A 15905-nucleotide genomic window follows, 5' to 3' on the forward strand; every position below is an offset into this window, starting at 1 on the left:
CTCCCGGTGGGCACAGTTGTGGAGGAGCAGGACCTTTCTTCGTACGTCGCCGGGCTCGTCCTCACCAACGACGTCAGCGCCCGCGACGTCCAGCTGACCAAGACCCAGTTCTACGAGAGCAAGTCATACCCGACCTTCACGCCGACGGGCCCGTACCTGGCCCTGCTGGAGCCCGAGGACTTCGCCCATCTGCTGAACCTGCGGCTGCGGCTGAACGTCAACGGCGTACCGCGTCAGGACCGCACGCTCGCCGACATGATCGTGCGGCCCGCGCAGGCGCTCACCCTGCTCGCCCGCTTCCAGACCCTCGACCCGGGCGATCTGCTGCTGACCGGTACGCCCGGCGGCACCGCCCTGAAGGCCCCGCCCGCGCCGGTCGCGAAGATCAGTGCGCTGCTGCCGCCCGCGGCGAGGTGGAAGGCGTTCTTCAAGGGCCAGGCCAGGAACCCGCGTTACCTGCGTGACGGTGACCTCATCACCGCCACGATCGCCACCCCGGACGGGCGGATCGACCTCGGTGAGCAGCGGACCGCCGTGGCGGACGCGAGGTGAGCGCCGAAGCCCGGAGACCGGTGGTGATCATCGGCGCGGGACCGGTCGGGGTCACGGCCGCCCTCCTGCTCGCCCGGCACGGGGTACGCAGCCTGCTCCTCGAACGCCACCGGGACATCTATCCCCTGCCACGCGCCGTCGTCGCGGACGACGAGATCTGCCGGATCCTGCAGAGCGTCGGCATCCACGAGGAGTTCGCAGCCGTCTCGCGCCCGGCGCCGGGCCTGCGGCTCCTGGATCCCCGGCGCCGCCTGATCACCGAGTTCCCGCGATCCCTGCAGGGCCACCACGGCTTCGCGCAGACCAACATGTTCGACCAGCCCGAGCTGGAGCGCCTGCTGCGGCGCGCCTTGGCGCGCCGCCCCGAATGCGAGTTGTGGGGCGGCGTGGAGGCCGTGTCCGTCACGCAGCCCGCCGACGGGACGGCTCCGGTGCGGGTGACCTTCCGCCGCGACGGCAGCGACGAGGAGGAGCACCTCTGGGCCGACGCCGTCCTCGGCTGCGACGGTGCGGGCAGCCTCACCCGAGAGGCCATCGGTGCCGTCTGGGAGGACCTGCATTTCGAGGAGAGCTGGCGCGTCATCGACGTGCGCACCAGCCGCCGGGTGAACAGCTGGGAGGGAGCCGAGCAGATCTGCTGCGCCACCCGTCCGGCCACCTACATGCGGGTCGGCGAGGACCGCTACCGCTGGGAGTTCCGGCTGGACGACGACGAGCGCCTGGACGGCGCGGAGGGCCGGGAGCGCCTGCGCGAGCTGGTCGCCCCCTGGGTGGATCTGCCGTCCGACGGGCCAGAGGACGACGACTTCGAGGTGATCCGGCAGGCGCAGTACACCTTCCGGGCCCGCCTCGCCGACCGCTGGCGCCAAGGGCGCGTCTTCCTGCTGGGCGACGCCGCCCACCTCACCCCGCCCTTCGTCGGGCAGGGCCTGTGCGCCGGGCTGCGCGATGCCTACAACCTCACCTGGAAACTCGCCCGTGTCCTGCGACAGGGCGCACACGACGGACTGCTGGACACCTACGAGCACGAACGCAAGCCGCACGCACGCCACCTGATCCGCGTCGCGGTCGCCGTGGGCTGGGCCATGACCGGCGGCCAGGGCCGCGGTGCGGCATTCCGCCGGACTCTCGTGGGAACGGCCTGCCGCATCCCCGGCGTGACCGCGGCAGTGAGCCGCGACCTCAGCCCCGCTCTGACCGCCGGCCCGCTCGTACGGCGTCACCCCCGGATGGCCGGCCGGACACTGGCCGGAACGTTCTGCCCGCAGCCCTGGGTACGGCACGACGGCGGGGCGGTCCGCCTCGATGACGTCCTCGGAAACTCGTTCGCCGTCCTGACCGCTGTGCCGCCCACAGCCCGGATGACGGCCGTGGCCACGGCCCTGGGCGCACCGCCGATCCACGTCGACGACCTGGGCGACGACGGCACTCTGGCGGCCTGGCTGGCAGGCGGCCGCTCGGACGCCGTCCTGCTGCGCCCCGACCGCGTCGTGATGGACACCGTCCCCGCCGGCACCGGCGACTTCACAGGCACCGCCGCCTGGGCTCCCCTGCTGCACACGGGCCGCCGTGCGCCTGATGCCCGGGCCGTTCCCCCGCCGAGGAGCACCACACCATGACCACCCCGCACCCCACGCCGTACCCGGCCCCCTTCTTCACTCCCGACCCGAAGGCGGCCGCCCGCAGCCGCATCGCCGACTTCGCCCGGTGGGCCGCACGTCACCAGGGCGCCGAGGGAGTTGACGAACCCACCGACTACGAGGCTCTGCACCGCTGGTCCGTCACCGACCTCGAAGGGTTCTGGGAGGCGGTGTGGCAGTACTTCGACATCGACTCAACGACTCCGTACGAAAACGTGCTGGCCGAGGAAACCATGCCCGGCGCACGCTGGTTCCCGGGCGCCACTCTCAACTACGCCCATCACGCGGTGCGCAACCTGCACCCGGACGCGCCCGCGATCACCGCGCTGGACGAGACCGGAGCCGGCTACGAGATCACGGGCCGGCAGCTGCGCGCCCAGGTCGCCTCGGTCGCCGCCACCCTGCGCGACCTGGGCGTCGGACAGGGCGACCGGGTAGTGGGCTACCTGCCCAACACGCCCCACGCCATCGTCGCCTTCCTCGCAACGGCCAGCCTGGGCGCGGTGTGGTCGGTCTGTGGCCAGGACTACGCACCCAAGGCCGCCGCCGACCGCTTCGCCCAGCTCGAACCGGCCGTGCTCGTCACCGCGGACGGCTACCTCTTCAACGGGGCCACGCACGACCGCCGTACCGCCTCGCTCGAGCTGGCAGCCGCCCTGCCGACGCTGAAGGGCACGGTGCTCGTGGACCACGTGGGCCTCACCTGGCCCGAAGGCGAACCCTCGGGACTGGTGGTTCCCTGGGAGGACGCGGCCACCCGCACCGAGTACCTCACCATCGCCCCGGTGCCGTTCGACCACCCGCTGTGGGTCGTGTTCTCCTCCGGTACCACCGGCCTGCCCAAGGGCATCGTCCACGGGCACGGCGGCGTCCTGCTGGAGCACCTCAAGACCCTCGGCCTGCACTGCGACCTGGGCGTCGGGGACCGGCTGCTGTGGTACACCACCACCCACTGGATGATGTGGAACCTGGTCGTCTCCACCCTGCTGACCGGAGCCACCACCTGCACCTACGACGGCAGCCCCGCGCCGCAGGCCCGCCCGGACATCCTGTGGGAGCAGGCGGCCCGCCACCGGGTCACCGTCCTCGGCACCAGCCCCCAGTACCTGCTGGCCATGGCCAAACTGGGCATCGAACCCTCCGCGCACGACCTGTCAGCCGTCCGTGTCATCGGATGCACGGGCTCCGCCCTGCCCGCATCCACCTACCCGTGGGTCCGTGACCACGTGGGCGAAGGCATCCAACTGGCCTCCACCAGCGGCGGCACGGACGTCGTCTCCGGCTTCGCCGGAAGCGCACCCACGACCCCCGTCTGGGCAGGGGAGTTGTCCGCCCCCAACCTGGGCGTGGCACTGGCCGCCTACGACTCCGAGGGCACCCCGGTCCGTGACCAGGTCGGCGAACTCGTCGTCACCCGGCCCATGCCGTCGATGCCGCTGTACTTCTGGAACGATCCTGACGGCAGCCGCTACCGCGACGCCTACTTCAGCGCCTACCCGGGCGTGTGGCGGCACGGGGACTGGATCACCCACACCTCCCACGGCTCGGTGATCGTCCACGGCCGCTCCGACGCCACCCTCAACCGCAACGGCGTGCGCCTGGGCAGCGCCGACATCCACGACATCGTCGAACGCCTCCCCGAGATCACCGAGGCCCTCGTCATCGGCGCGGAGGAACCCGACGGCGGCTACTGGATGCCGCTCTTCGTGGTCCTCGCCGAAGAGACCGTCCTGGACGACGGGCTGCGCGACCGGATCCGCGACGCGATCCGCGCCGGAGCCTCACCCCGCCACCTCCCCGACGAGATCCTCGCCGTACCGGCCCTGCCTCACACGAAGACCGGCAAGAAGCTCGAGGTTCCTGTCAAGCGGCTCCTTCAAGGCGCTGCCGCCGCGCAGGTCCTCAACCCCGGAGCCGTCGACAACCCCGAACTGATCGCCTACTTCGCCCGTTTGGGCGCGGAGCGCAAGAAGCGGTCGACAGACCACACCTGACCGTCGGAGCGGAGACCCTGCCCCGACACCACACCAACCCCACACCGAAGCAAGAGAGAAACCGTGAGCATCACCGACCGCGAACAACAGCCCCTCGATGTCCTTGACGATGCCGGGCGAAAGATCCTCTTCACCGAAGCCCGCACCGCAAACACCTTCGCCACCACGGCTGTCACCGACGACGAACTCGCCACGATCTGGGAGCTCGCCCGCTGGTCGCCGAGCGCAGCCAACGGCCAGCCTCTGCGTGTCCTCTTCGTGCGCACCCGTGAGGGCAAGGAGCGACTGGTCCGGCATCTCGACGAGGGCAACAGGGCCAAGACCCTCAGTGCGCCGGCCGTGGCGATCCTCGCGTACGACGTCGACTTCCACGACCAGATGCCGACCGTCTTCCCGGCCCGCGGCGAGATGCTGCGAGCGGCGTTCGCCGACCAGACCGAGAAGCGCGAAAGCATCGCGGGCTACAACTCCGCACTGCAGACAGGGGTTTTCCTTCTCGCGGTGCGCGCGGCGGGCCTCGCCGCCGGCCCCATGGCGGGCTTCGACAGGGCCGGCGTGGACGATGAGTTCTTCACGGGTACCAGCTGGCATTCACATCTGGTGGTCAACATCGGTCATCCCGGTGCCGACCCTTGGTTCCCGAGGCTGCCCCGCGTCCCCGTTGAGGACGCCGTCGCCTGGGCCTGACGACCCGGTCGGTCCCCAGCACCGTTGCAGCTGCGCCCGCCCGTGCCGCCAGGAGCGGCACGTGCGGGCGATGGGGGAGGGGCACTACCGCTGTCAGTCGGCCTGCTGCTCGGCCGGCCGCAGCCCAGCGGTCCACTTCTCCTCGATCCGCCCGAACTTCCACACGGCCAGCGCAGTACCCCACGTGGCGAAGAAGAGTCCCACGATGACGAAGCCGATGATGTTGAGGTCCAGGCCACCGACCCAGTCCCAGAACGCGCCGTGCAGGCCGGCCTTGTCGGCGAGCAGGCCCAGCAGCTCGGCAGTGCCGACGATCAGCGCGACGGCGACGGACAGGCCGGTGATGACGAGGTTGTAGTAGACCTTGCGCACTGGCTTGGAAAAGGCCCAGCCGTAGGCGAAGTTCATGAAACAACCATCGATGGTGTCCAGCAGACTCATGCCGGCCGCGAAGAGTACCGGCAGGCAGAGAATGGCGTACCAGGGCAGCCCGGATGCCGCTCCAGAGCCTGCCAGCACCAGCAGTGCGACCTCGGTGGCGGTATCGAAGCCGAGACCGAACAGAAGGCCGAGGGGATACATCTGCCAAGGCCTGGTGATCGACTGCATCACGCGTCCCAGCAGGCGGTTCATGAGGCCACGATTGTTGAGCTGCTGCTCCAGCGCGGCCTCGTCGAAGTGGCCCGAGCGCATCTGCCGGAACACAGCCCAGATACCCGCCAGGATGATGCTGTTGATGATGGCGATGATGTAGAGGAAGGCCCCGGAGACGGTCGTACCGATCACCTGGGTTACGTGGTGCAGCTCGGAGTTGTCGTCCCGTACCGGTCCGGCGAGGGCTTTGATGCCCAGGGAGAGCAAGAGCGCCAGGAAGAACACGATGCTGGAGTGCCCCAGGGAGAACCAGAAGCCCACCGACAGCGGACGTCGGCCCTCCTCCATCAGTTTCCGAGTGGTGTTGTCGATCGCCGCGATGTGGTCCGCGTCGAAGGCGTGCCGCATGCCGAGGGTGTAGGCACTCACTCCAATGCCGATTCCGAAACCTTTGGTGCCCAGGCTGTAGTGCTCCGGCGCCACGATCGCGACCAGCGTGAACCACCCGATGACGTGGAGTCCGATGATGAAGACGCCCATTCCGGCGACGCGGCCCCACTCGGCGCGGCTCATCGAACCGGATATGCGGCGCCAGCGGGAAGTGGATCTGCTGGTAGCCGTGCGTGCGGCTGTCATGCGTGGTCTTCCTTCGTTTCTACGAGACAGGCCGTGAGGCGCCCGGTAGGGGAGAAGGGGCCAATTGAGCCCGCTCCCGTCCACCGGGCGCCTCAAGCGCGTTCAAGCCACGGGCCCGGCTGAGTCCGCAGCGCAAGCGGCGTCAGTGTCACCGGTTGCGGTTCCCGTCGTGGTCGTAGCGGTTCCAGTCGCCGTCATTCCGAAAGGAGCCGTGGTCGTTCCGATACGAGTTGCGGTCGTACCGGTTCCAGTCGTAGTCGTACCGGTTCGACTCGCGGTCGTACCGGTAGTTTCTGTCGTGCTGCCGGCCGCGGTACTCGTCGTCCCAGCTGCAGTAGCGAACGTGACGGTCGTACCGGTCCCAATAGGTGTACCTGTCCCCGATGTTGCGCTGTCGGCCGCGGTAGTCGTCCCGGCAGTACTTGTACTCGTGGCCGTGCCGGTAGGAGACATCGCGGTCCCAGCGGTGACCGTCGGTCTTGATACTCACCGCTGAGCGCTGGACATGCTCGGACAGAGGCGTCGCGGCAGAGGCGGTGCCACCGGCACCGAGAACGGCTCCACCCGCGACCGCGGTGGAGGCGACAGCGAGAGCGAAGCGCTTCGTGAGCTTCCTCATGATTTTCCCTTCAGGCGGGCGCAGTCCGCTCCCCAGCGATTGCTGGTGCGAGTGATGGATGCGCCATCGGTAGTCGAGGCCGCAACGGCGTGATTAACCCCTTGTGAGGGCCGACTGCGGCCGACGTTCGACGCAGGCCACAGATACGGCGGCACTGCGCAATTTCCATACGTCGTATGGAAGCGAGACAATTCGTACCATATGGCGTACGGAACTGTCGAGCGCTGTTGGCGTCGATCGCGAATGAGGAGGTCACGTCGCGAGTGCCACCGTGAATGTGACCCAGGTCATAGTGAGACAAGTTGACTCATAGAGAGGTTGTGAGGCAATCTGTCTCACAGAGGGGGTCGTGAAAGCGCAGAACTCGCGACCATCCGCAGATGCCGTAGATGCCACCGCATTCACGCACAAGTGCTATTGGAGGAAACCATGACCGCTACGCTCACGAAGAAGGCGGGCAAGGGCCGCACCGACGGGGTCGTCTCCGAGCTGGCCACCTACTTCCACATCAAGCCGGGACACGAGGAAGAGATCCGGGCGGCGGTCCAGCGGTTCGTGGAGGAGCTGCGCCGCCAGGACCCGGCGCAGACCATCAAGACCGGTCTGCGCGACACCCGGCACGTGGTCTTCGACGGCGGCAGGATGCTGCTGTGGGCCACCACCTTCGAGACCGAGTGGGACCCCTACGTCGACGACGCGATCCTGACCGTCGGCTTCGAGCACTTCGCGGACTGGCTGCAGCACACCACCGAGTGGGACGAGCTGTTCGCCTGGGTCGAGGAGGCCGGCGGCATGAGCGCCCTGACCGACATGGACCGCCCGGACTTCGAGGACAACGTCCGCAACTCCACCGCCCGCCTGAAGAAGATCCTCCAGGACGGCCAGGAGCAGGCCGCCTCCTACTTCAACCCCCTGGGCACCCTCACCATGCCCCAGGTCGTCAAGGCCCAGAAGCTCGACGCCGCCTTCCAGGAAGTCCTCGACGACCCCACCGCCGAGGAAGCCCTCGCCCACCCCGCCCTCAAGCCCCTCCTCGCCCAGGCCGCCAGCTGACCCGCTGACCCCCCACACCCCTGGGAGGGAGCGACCATTCCCGCTTCCTCCCAGGACCTCGATCGCTAACCGCAGGCGACTTTGTGAATGTATTCACTTTCACAAAGTCGCCTGACGGATTCCCTGGAGAGGGAGTGCACACGCCCATGTCCCCCGACGTGATAGCCCGCTGGCAGTTCGGAATCACCACCGTCTACCACTATCTCTTCGTGCCGCTGACGATCAGTCTGGCCGGCATCACGGCCGGTCTGGAGACGGCGTGGGTGCGCACGAAGCAGGACAAGTATTTTCACGCCACCAAGTTCTGGGGGAAGCTCTTCCTGATCAACATGGTGATGGGCGTGGTCACCGGCATCGTCCAGGAGTTCCAGTTCGGCATGAACTGGTCGGCGTACTCCCGCTTCGTGGGCGACATCTTCGGGGCGCCGCTGGCGATGGAGGCGATCATCGCCTTCTTCTTCGAATCCACCTTCATCGGGTTGTGGATGTTCGGCTGGGACAAGCTTCCCCGCCGCCTGCACCTGTTCTGCATCTGGATGGTGTCCCTCGGCACCGTGCTGTCGGCGTACTTCATCCTGGCGGCGAACTCGTGGATGCAGCACCCGGTCGGCTACCGGATGGACCACGGCCGACCCCGGCTGACCGACTTCACCGAGGTGCTCCTGCAGCCCACGGCGGTGTTCGCCGCCCTGCACGCGCTCACGGCCGCCTTCGTCACCGGGGGAGCGCTGGTGACCGGCATCGCCGCCTGGCACCTGTGGCGCGCGAAGCGCACCCAGGCCCGGGGCGGCGTGGTGGAGTCGGGACGGGTGAGCGTCATGCGGACCTCCCTGCGGGTCGGCCTCGCCGTGCTCGCCGTCGCGGGCTTCGCCACTGTCCTCGACGCCGACGCCCTCGGCAAACTGATGGTCGACCAGCAACCGTTGAAGATGGCCGCCGGTGAAGGTCTGTGGAACACCGCGGCGAACGCCCCGTTCTCGCTGTTCGCCGTCCCGAACGTGGGCAAGCACCAGAACTCCGTCGACGTCGACATCCCGTACGTGCTGTCGTTGCTCGCCCACAGCGACCCGCACACTCCTGTTACCGGCATCAACAACGCGGCGTCGGCCATGGCGGCGCGATACGGCGGCGCACCGGGGGACTACCTTCCCAACGTCCCGCTGGAGTACTGGTCGTACCGTTTCATGATCACATTCGGGATGGCGTCTGTCGCCATCGGCGTGGTGGGGCTGTGGCTGACCCGCAACCGGCGCTGGATCGCGCAGGACTTCGTCACCAGGCCGGACGAGGTCCCGCACCTGATGCTCACCAAGAACCGGGCCCTCGGGCCGGTGTTGACCAAGTGGGCCTGGCGGGCCGCCGTCTGGACCCTGGGATTCCCGCTGATCGCGAACTCCTTCGGATGGATCTTCACGGAAACAGGCCGCCAACCCTGGGTGGTCTACGGCCTGATGCGCACCTCGGACGCCGTGTCACCGGGGGTGAGCGCCGGGGAGATGCTCACCACCTTGATCGGTTTCACCTTCCTGTACGGGATCCTCGCCGTCATCGAAGTCAAGCTGATGGTCAAGTACGCCACGGCCGGGCCCCGGCTCGACGAGCAGCCGCCGCAGCGTGACCCCCGGTTGCGCGGTCCGTCCTCCGCCGAGGACGACGACAAGATCCTCACATTCGCCTACTGACCAGCCGTCAGGACCTTCGCCATGCACCTCCACGACTTCTGGTTCCTGCTCATCGCCTTCTTCTGGACGGGCTACTTCGTCCTGGAGGGCTTCGACTTCGGCGTCGGCGTGCTCACCAAGCTCCTCGCCCGTGACGAGCCCGAACGCCGCGTGCTGCTGAACACCATCGGGCCCGTCTGGGACGGCAACGAGGTCTGGATGATCGCGGCCGGCGCCGCGACCTTCGCCGCCTTCCCGGGCTGGTACGCCACCCTGTTCAGCGGCTTCGACCTTCTCCTGTTCGCCGTCCTGGTCTGCCTGATCGTGCGGGCGGTGGGGTTCGAGTACCGCGCCAAGCGCGACAGCGTCCGCTGGAAACGGAACTGGGAGCACGCCATCTTCTGGTGCTCGCTGCTGGCGCCGCTGCTGTGGGGGCTGGTCTTCGCCAACATCGTCCACGGCGTGGCCATCGACCGGCGGCACGTCTACGCCGGCGGCCTGAGCGGCCTGTTCCACCCGTACGCGCTGCTCGGCGCTGTGACCCTGCTGGCTGTCTTCACCGTCCACGGAGCGGTGTTCGTCGCGCTCAAGACGGTCGGCGACATCCGTGACCGTGCCCGAACTCTGGCCCTCAGGCTCGGCGTTCCGGCCACCGCGCCCGCCGCGTCCTTCCTGCTCTGGACGCAAGGGGACCGTGGCAACAGCCGCAGCTTGGTGACGGTGCTCGTCGCGCTGGTGGCCTGGGGCATCGCACTCGCTTGCACCAGGGCTCGCCGGGAGGGGTGGGCGTTCACCTTCTCCGCCGCCACGGTGGCGGCCACGGCAGCCACGTTGTTCCTGACGCTCTATCCCGACGTCATGCCGTCCACGCTGAACCCGGCCTGGAGTCTGACCGTCACCAACGCGTCCTCCTCGGCCTACACGCTGGGGATCATGACGTGGGTGGGCGCAGTCTTCGCGCCGCTGGTCATGGGCTATCAGGCCTGGACGTACTGGGTGTTCCGCAAGCGCATCGGCACCCAGCACATCCCGCGGGCCGACTCATCCGGAGCCGCTCCCGCACGCTCTCACGTCCCGTCTCACGCACAAGGAACCGTCATGACCCTTGCCCCTGTCCCGGACAGGCCGCGCATCCTCATCGCCGGCGGCGGCTACGTGGGCCTCTACACCGCGGTGCGCCTGCTGAAGAAGCTGCGCCGCGGCGAGGCGACCGTCACGGTCGTGGACCCCCGCTCGTACATGACCTACCTGCCTTTCCTCCCGGAGGCGGCAGCCGGCAACGTGGCCCCGCGCAACCTCGTCGCCTCGCTGCGCGGCGTTCTGACCGGCGCGGAAGTGGTCACCGGCCACGTCGTCTCCGTCGACCAGGCGGACAAGGTCGCCCACGTCAGCACCGCGGCGGGTGACACGCTCGAGCTGCCCTTCGACCACCTGGTCGTCGCGCTCGGCTCGGTCTCCCGCACCTTCCCGATCCCCGGCCTGGCCGAGCACGCCATCGGCATGAAGTCGGTCGAGGAGGCCATCAGCCTGCGCAACCACGTCCTGGCCCAGCTCGACCGGGCGGACTCGACGTCGGACGAGACGGTGAAGCGCAAGGCGCTGACCTTCGTCTTCGTAGGGGGAGGCTTCGCCGGCGTGGAGACCATCGCGGAGGTCGAGGACATGGCCCGCGACGCCGCCGGTAACTACCGCAATGTCAGTAGGGAAGACATGCGCTTCATCCTGGTCGAGGCCGCCGGTCGCATCCTGCCCGAGATGGGTGCGGACCTCGGTGTCTGGACGATGGAGAAGCTCCAGGCACGCGGCATCGAGGTGTACCTCGAGACCTCCATGGAGTCCTGCGCCGACCAGCACGTGGTACTGGCGAACGGTGTCGAGACGGACGCCTCGACGATCGTGTGGACCGCCGGCGTCCGCCCCAACCCCGCCCTGGCCCACTTCGGCCTGCCGCTCGGCCCGCGCGGCCACGTCGACACCCTGCCCACGCTGCAGGTCAGGGATTTCGATCACGTGTGGGCCGCAGGCGACAACGCCCAGGTCCCCGACCTGGCCGGCGAACAGGACGCGTGGTGCCCGCCCAACGCGCAGCACGCCGTACGACAGGCCCCTGTGCTGGCCGACAACGTGATCGCCGCTCTGCGCGGACGACCGCTGAAGGAGTACCGGCACAAGAACCTCGGCGCGGTGGCCGGCCTCGGCCTCCACAAAGGCGTCGCGATCCTGTTCAACAAGCTCAAGCTCAAGGGACGGCCGGCGTGGTGGTTCCACCGGCTCTACCACGGCAGCCGTGTCCCGACGCTGAACCGCAAGATACGCGTGTTCGTGGACTGGTTCCTGGCCTCCCTGCTCAAGCGGGACACCGTGGGCCTCATCGAACTGGAGCACCCGCGCGACCCGTTCACCGAAGCGGCCACGCCGCCGCGCAGCCGTACCTGATCCCTTCCCCCCCTTTGTGTCTGTCCTTGTCTGGAGGGCTGTCCCCATGTCCCAGAACGCCATCGCCGCAGCTCGCGGCGCTGAGGCCGCACCTGAGAATGCGTCTGTCGACCCGTCGCACCAGCGCCGCTGGTGGATCCTGCTGGTCATTTCCCTGTCCATGCTGATGGGTGTCCTCGACGGCACCATCGTGAACATCGCCCTGCCGTCCGCCCAGCACGACCTCGGCTTCTCGGACGCCGACCGGCAGTGGGTGGTCACCGCCTACGCACTGGCCTTCGGCAGCCTGCTGCTGCTCGGTGGCCGGGTCGCGGACCTGGTCGGTCAGAAGGTGACCTTCCTGGTGGGGCTGGCCGGCTTCGCGGCCGCTTCCATGGTGGGAGGTGCGGCGAACGGTTTCGCCATGCTCGTCATCGCGCGCGCCGTCCAAGGCCTGTTCGCCGCCCTGCTGGCCCCGTCCGCGCTGTCGCTCCTGATGACCACCTTCACCGATCCGCGCGAGCGGGCGAAGGCCTTCACCGTCGCGGGCTCGATCGCCGGTGCCGGCGGAGCCATCGGCCTGATCCTCGGCGGGGTGCTGACCCAGTACTTGGACTGGCGCTGGACCATGTACGTCAACGTGGTCTTCGCGGGGGTGGCGTTCGTCGGTGGGGCCGCTCTGCTGCACCGCACGCCGCGCGATACGTCCTCCAAGCTCGATGTCCTCGGCACTCTGCTGGTTTCCATCGGCCTGTTCTGCCTGGTCTACGGGTTCTCGAACGCCGAGACGCACGGCTGGGGCTCGTCGGCGACCTGGGGCATGCTGGCGGCCGGAGCCGTACTGGTTGCCGTCTTCGTGTGGTGGCAGACCAGGGCGGCGTATCCGCTGCTGCCCCTGCGGGTCCTGCTGGACCGCAACCGCGGTGCCTCCTTCGCCGCCCTCTTCGTCACCGGCGCGGGCATGTTCGGCGTGTTCCTGTTCCTCACCTACTACCTGCAGCAGAGCCTCGGCTACAGCGCCCTGAAGACGGGCTTCGCCTTCCTGCCCATGATCGTGGCGTCGTCGTCCGCGTCGGCGGTGGCCAACAACGTCCTGGTGCGGCGCATAGGTCCCAAGCCGGTGGTTCCGCTGGGGATGGCCATCGCGGCCGCCGGCCTGGTGTGGATGACCACGCTGGACCTGGGCAGCGGATACATGACGCAGGTGCTGCCCCAGCTGGTGCTCGTCGGCGTCGGACTGGGCACGGTGATCGCGCCCGCGATGAGCCTGGCCACCTCCGGCGTGGCCGCGGCCGATGCCGGAGTCGCGTCCGCCGCCGTGAACACCGTCCAGCAGGTGGGGGGGTCCATCGGCGTCGCCCTGCTCAGCACGATGGCCTCCGACGCCGCCACCAACTACCTCTCCGGCCGCAACCCCAAGGACCCCGGCGTCCTGGCACAGGCTGGTCTCGAGGGCTACTCCACGGCCTACTGGTGGTCGGCGGCCGTCTTCGTGGTGGGTCTGGTGGTGACCGTACTGCTGTACCGCCGTGGCGTGCCGCAGCACGACGAGAGTGCCGCACCCGCCGTTCACATGTGACGTACGCCGCGCGAGTCGTACGGGTCTGGGGCTTCTCTCTTCCTCTACTATGAGACAAGATGACTCATAGTGACGCTGTAGACGCATCGTCCCACAGAAAGGTGGAGTAGATGCAAGTCAGAACTGATCCGCGTCTGTTGCGCAGTCGCGAGGCCATGGTCGCGGCGGCCACCGAGTTGCTCACGGAGGGCGGGCTGGAGGCCGTGACGCATCAAGCGGTCGCCGCCCGGGCCGGCGTCGGCAGGGCCACGGTCTACCGGCACTGGCCCGGCCTTCTCGAGCTTCGCCTGGCCGCGCTGGAGGCCGGCATGCCCCCACTGCCCCCGGTGCCCGAGGAGATTCGGGCCGCTTCGGGTCACGATCCGCGAGCTGAGCTCATCCATAATCTGGGCGTTCTCGCCGAGCGGCTGGACGACGAGAACACCGGTGCCGTTCTCGTCGCGGTCATCGGTGGCTCACGGAACGACGAAGGTATGCGCCACCTCCGGCAGACGCTGATGACCCAGATCGCCGATGCCGTGCGTCCCGCTGTTGCCGCGGCCGTCGAGCGCGGCCAGCTCCGGTCCGACGTCACTGCCGAGACCATGGCCATGGCCACGGTCGGCCCCCTGTTCTTCGAGCGCTTCATCGCTGGGAACCGTCTGGGGCGTGACACGGTGGAGATCGTCGTGGATGCCGCTCTGCGGGCCTGGGCCTAGACACTGCCCGGCGCATGATCTCCTCCGGAGCTTGCGGTGTCGGCCAGGATCTCGGCTGTAACGGCGTCGCAGACCTGCTCGGCGGCTGTGATCGTTGCCTCCCAGTCCGGAAGGGTGCGCTTGGGCGGGAGAGGTTCGGCGCGGGCCTGAGCCGCCGCGCGCCGGGCGTCGGCCAGGCGGCGGTAGGCGGCGCGGCGCAGTGTCTGGCGCTGGGCGGACGTGGCGTTCGGCGCCAGGTCGCGGTAGCGGCGGACGGCGATCAGAGCGGCTTCGGTCTGCGTCGCGGCCCAACTGCCGGCGGAGTCCGGCCACACCAGGAAGTTCGCCACCAGCACGATGGCCGCGGCCAGGGTGGTGTCCAGGATGCGGGTGGCGTACAGCGTCCGGTGGTCTCCGAGCAGATCGACGAGGACGAAGACGATCCCGGTCAGACCGGTGGTGGCGACGGCATAGTGATGGCGGACGCCTACGGCCATGAGCGCGCCGAAGACCGCCACCGTCCCGATGAGTGCGTACGGGGTGTTGCCGGTCAGCAGGGCAACCGCACCGATCGCGGCGACGCCGACGACCGTGCCGACGCAGCGGTGCACCGCCCGGCGCAGGACGGGGCCGAAGTCGGGCTTGTAGATGAAGGCCACGGTCATGGGCAGCCAGTAACCTCGCGGGCCGTGCAGCAGGACGGCGCTGATGTGGGCGACGAGGACACAGGCAGAGAGCAGAACGGCGTACCGCAGACGGACGGTCCGACCTGGGCGTGGGCGTGCCGGTACCGAGAGGACCACGTCCGCGCCGGCTTCCGCGTCGGCTGTCCCGCACAGTTCCACAAGCGCTCGTACTGCGGGTGAGCGCAGGTCGCGCTCGGGTGCCGCCTTCTCGGCCGGCAAGAGGCTCTGCCCGGTGGCGGTGCTCCTTCCTGTGGGAAGCAGGCGCTCGGCCATCTTCAAGGGGAGGTCGGCCACGACGGGTGGGAGGGGGCGTCCCTCCCACACGAGCGCCGACACCACCTCGCCGAGGCGAACGGCGAGGCGCAGAGCGTCGAGCAGTCGACTGGTGTCGGGATCTTCCGGCCTATGGCGGATTGCGGCCGCCAGGTCGGGGGCCATGGCGTCGTGCGCGTCGTTGAGCGCCAGCGTCATGGAGCGTCGTGCGGCCTCGGCGTGCGGGGTGCCGACGGCCGTCAGCGCCTGCGCGGCGGCGTGGTACACGGCGCGCACGGAGTCGGACTCGATCCGGTGCCGCCGCCACAGCCACGGGCTCGTGGACAAGAAGGTGACCAGGAGCACTCCGGACAGCAGTGCCAGGGGCGGCTGCCACCAGGGTCCGGACAGGGCGATGCCGCTGCCGACGGCGGCTCCGAGGAGCAATTGCATGCCGGTCACGGAGAGAACGGGACCACGCAGACTGATCAGTCCCCCGACCACAGCGGTGGAGACCAGACAGCCCGCCACTGCCGCCGCGTGCCCACTGCGCAGCGCGAGTTCTCCGATGAGCAGGCCGAGGGCGCTGGCCAGCCCTACGGCCAGCAGTCGCTGCATGCGCAAGCGGTAGGGGGACGAGCCGTCCTGCCCCACACCCCACAGGGCACCGATCCCGGCGAACACGGCCGGAACCATGTGTCCTGTCCACAGCCCGAGCAGGAGGGGAAGAGCCAGAGCGACGACGCCGCGCAGGGCGGCGGCGAGCGGAAACCCCGCGCGCGCTGCGCTCAGGGTCCGGCGCAGCCACGTGGTCACAGCCGTTCGTGGACGGCGCGACTGCCGGGTTTCTGCTGTGGGTG

Annotated in this window: 12 protein-coding genes and 1 pseudogene; 10 read left to right on the plus strand and 3 right to left on the minus strand. The window is 68.9% G+C overall.

What is annotated here, in order from left to right; all coding sequences use genetic code 11:
* The 4 genes from ACFYOH_RS13595 to ACFYOH_RS13610 form a co-directional block, all read left to right on the plus strand.
* Nucleotides 1-552, plus strand: a 552-nt coding sequence (locus ACFYOH_RS13595) for a fumarylacetoacetate hydrolase family protein (RefSeq protein WP_388624992.1), incomplete at its 5' end; no start/stop codon positions are given.
* Nucleotides 549-2171 (plus strand): bifunctional 3-(3-hydroxy-phenyl)propionate/3-hydroxycinnamic acid hydroxylase, encoded by a 1623-nt coding sequence (locus tag ACFYOH_RS13600; protein ID WP_388624994.1) that lies wholly within the window; start codon nt 549-551, stop codon nt 2169-2171. The genes ACFYOH_RS13595 and ACFYOH_RS13600, both read left to right, overlap by 4 nt.
* Nucleotides 2168-4186, plus strand: coding sequence for an acetoacetate--CoA ligase (locus ACFYOH_RS13605; protein ID WP_388624996.1), 2019 nt, complete (start codon nt 2168-2170; stop codon nt 4184-4186). Before ACFYOH_RS13600 ends, ACFYOH_RS13605 begins: the two co-directional genes overlap by 4 nt.
* A gap of 69 nt (nt 4187-4255) precedes the next feature.
* Nucleotides 4256-4873: a malonic semialdehyde reductase gene (locus tag ACFYOH_RS13610; RefSeq protein ID WP_388625944.1), complete on the plus strand. Its 618-nt coding sequence runs from the start codon at nt 4256-4258 to the stop codon at nt 4871-4873.
* 93 nt (nt 4874-4966) lie between these two features.
* Here the strand turns inward: ACFYOH_RS13610 and ACFYOH_RS13615 are convergent, their stop codons facing one another.
* Nucleotides 4967-6103, minus strand: a complete 1137-nt coding sequence (locus tag ACFYOH_RS13615; protein ID WP_388624999.1) for a HoxN/HupN/NixA family nickel/cobalt transporter — start codon at nt 6101-6103, stop codon at nt 4967-4969.
* A gap of 148 nt (nt 6104-6251) precedes the next feature.
* Nucleotides 6252-6722: a hypothetical protein gene (locus ACFYOH_RS13620; RefSeq protein WP_388625002.1), complete on the minus strand. Its 471-nt coding sequence runs from the start codon at nt 6720-6722 to the stop codon at nt 6252-6254.
* 429 nt (nt 6723-7151) lie between these two features.
* On the opposite strand from ACFYOH_RS13620, the gene ACFYOH_RS13625 reads away from it, so the two are divergent.
* From ACFYOH_RS13625 to ACFYOH_RS13650, 6 genes and pseudogenes are all read left to right on the plus strand, one after another.
* Entirely contained in the window at nt 7152-7775 is a 624-nt protein-coding gene (locus tag ACFYOH_RS13625; RefSeq protein WP_388625005.1) for a hypothetical protein, read from the plus strand.
* A gap of 134 nt (nt 7776-7909) precedes the next feature.
* Nucleotides 7910-9457, plus strand: a complete 1548-nt coding sequence (locus ACFYOH_RS13630) for a cytochrome ubiquinol oxidase subunit I (protein ID WP_388625008.1) — start codon at nt 7910-7912, stop codon at nt 9455-9457.
* 21 nt (nt 9458-9478) lie between these two features.
* Nucleotides 9479-10426: pseudogene (gene cydB / locus ACFYOH_RS13635) on the plus strand (cytochrome d ubiquinol oxidase subunit II); the annotation flags it as partial.
* Between the two features lie 108 nt (nt 10427-10534).
* Nucleotides 10535-11872, plus strand: coding sequence for an NAD(P)/FAD-dependent oxidoreductase (locus tag ACFYOH_RS13640; RefSeq protein WP_388625945.1), 1338 nt, complete (start codon nt 10535-10537; stop codon nt 11870-11872).
* 46 nt (nt 11873-11918) lie between these two features.
* Complete coding sequence (locus tag ACFYOH_RS13645) at nt 11919-13430, plus strand: MFS transporter (protein ID WP_388625010.1); 1512 nt, start codon at nt 11919-11921, stop codon at nt 13428-13430.
* 110 nt (nt 13431-13540) lie between these two features.
* Entirely contained in the window at nt 13541-14128 is a 588-nt protein-coding gene (locus tag ACFYOH_RS13650) for a TetR/AcrR family transcriptional regulator (RefSeq protein WP_388625012.1), read from the plus strand.
* Here the strand turns inward: ACFYOH_RS13650 and ACFYOH_RS13655 are convergent.
* On the minus strand, nt 14125-15861 hold the full coding sequence (locus ACFYOH_RS13655; RefSeq protein ID WP_388625015.1) for an FUSC family protein: 1737 nt from the start codon (nt 15859-15861) through the stop codon (nt 14125-14127). The genes ACFYOH_RS13650 and ACFYOH_RS13655 overlap by 4 nt on opposite strands.
* Nucleotides 15862-15905: the final 44 nt, after the last annotated feature.

The organism is Streptomyces sp. NPDC007856 (assembly GCF_042868225.1).
Lineage (GTDB): Bacteria > Actinomycetota > Actinomycetes > Streptomycetales > Streptomycetaceae > Streptomyces.

Excerpts from the sequence above, each read along its gene's own strand:
- ACFYOH_RS13605 (WP_388624996.1), top strand. The coding sequence starts at position 2,168 with ATGACCACCCCGCACCCCACGCCGTACCCGGCCCCCTTCTTCACTCCC.
- ACFYOH_RS13615 (WP_388624999.1), bottom strand. The coding sequence starts at position 6,103 with ATGACAGCCGCACGCACGGCTACCAGCAGATCCACTTCCCGCTGGCGC.
- ACFYOH_RS13620 (WP_388625002.1), bottom strand. The coding sequence starts at position 6,722 with ATGAGGAAGCTCACGAAGCGCTTCGCTCTCGCTGTCGCCTCCACCGCG.
- ACFYOH_RS13625 (WP_388625005.1), top strand. The coding sequence starts at position 7,152 with ATGACCGCTACGCTCACGAAGAAGGCGGGCAAGGGCCGCACCGACGGG.
- ACFYOH_RS13640 (WP_388625945.1), top strand. The coding sequence starts at position 10,535 with ATGACCCTTGCCCCTGTCCCGGACAGGCCGCGCATCCTCATCGCCGGC.
- ACFYOH_RS13645 (WP_388625010.1), top strand. The coding sequence starts at position 11,919 with ATGTCCCAGAACGCCATCGCCGCAGCTCGCGGCGCTGAGGCCGCACCT.
- ACFYOH_RS13650 (WP_388625012.1), top strand. The coding sequence starts at position 13,541 with ATGCAAGTCAGAACTGATCCGCGTCTGTTGCGCAGTCGCGAGGCCATG.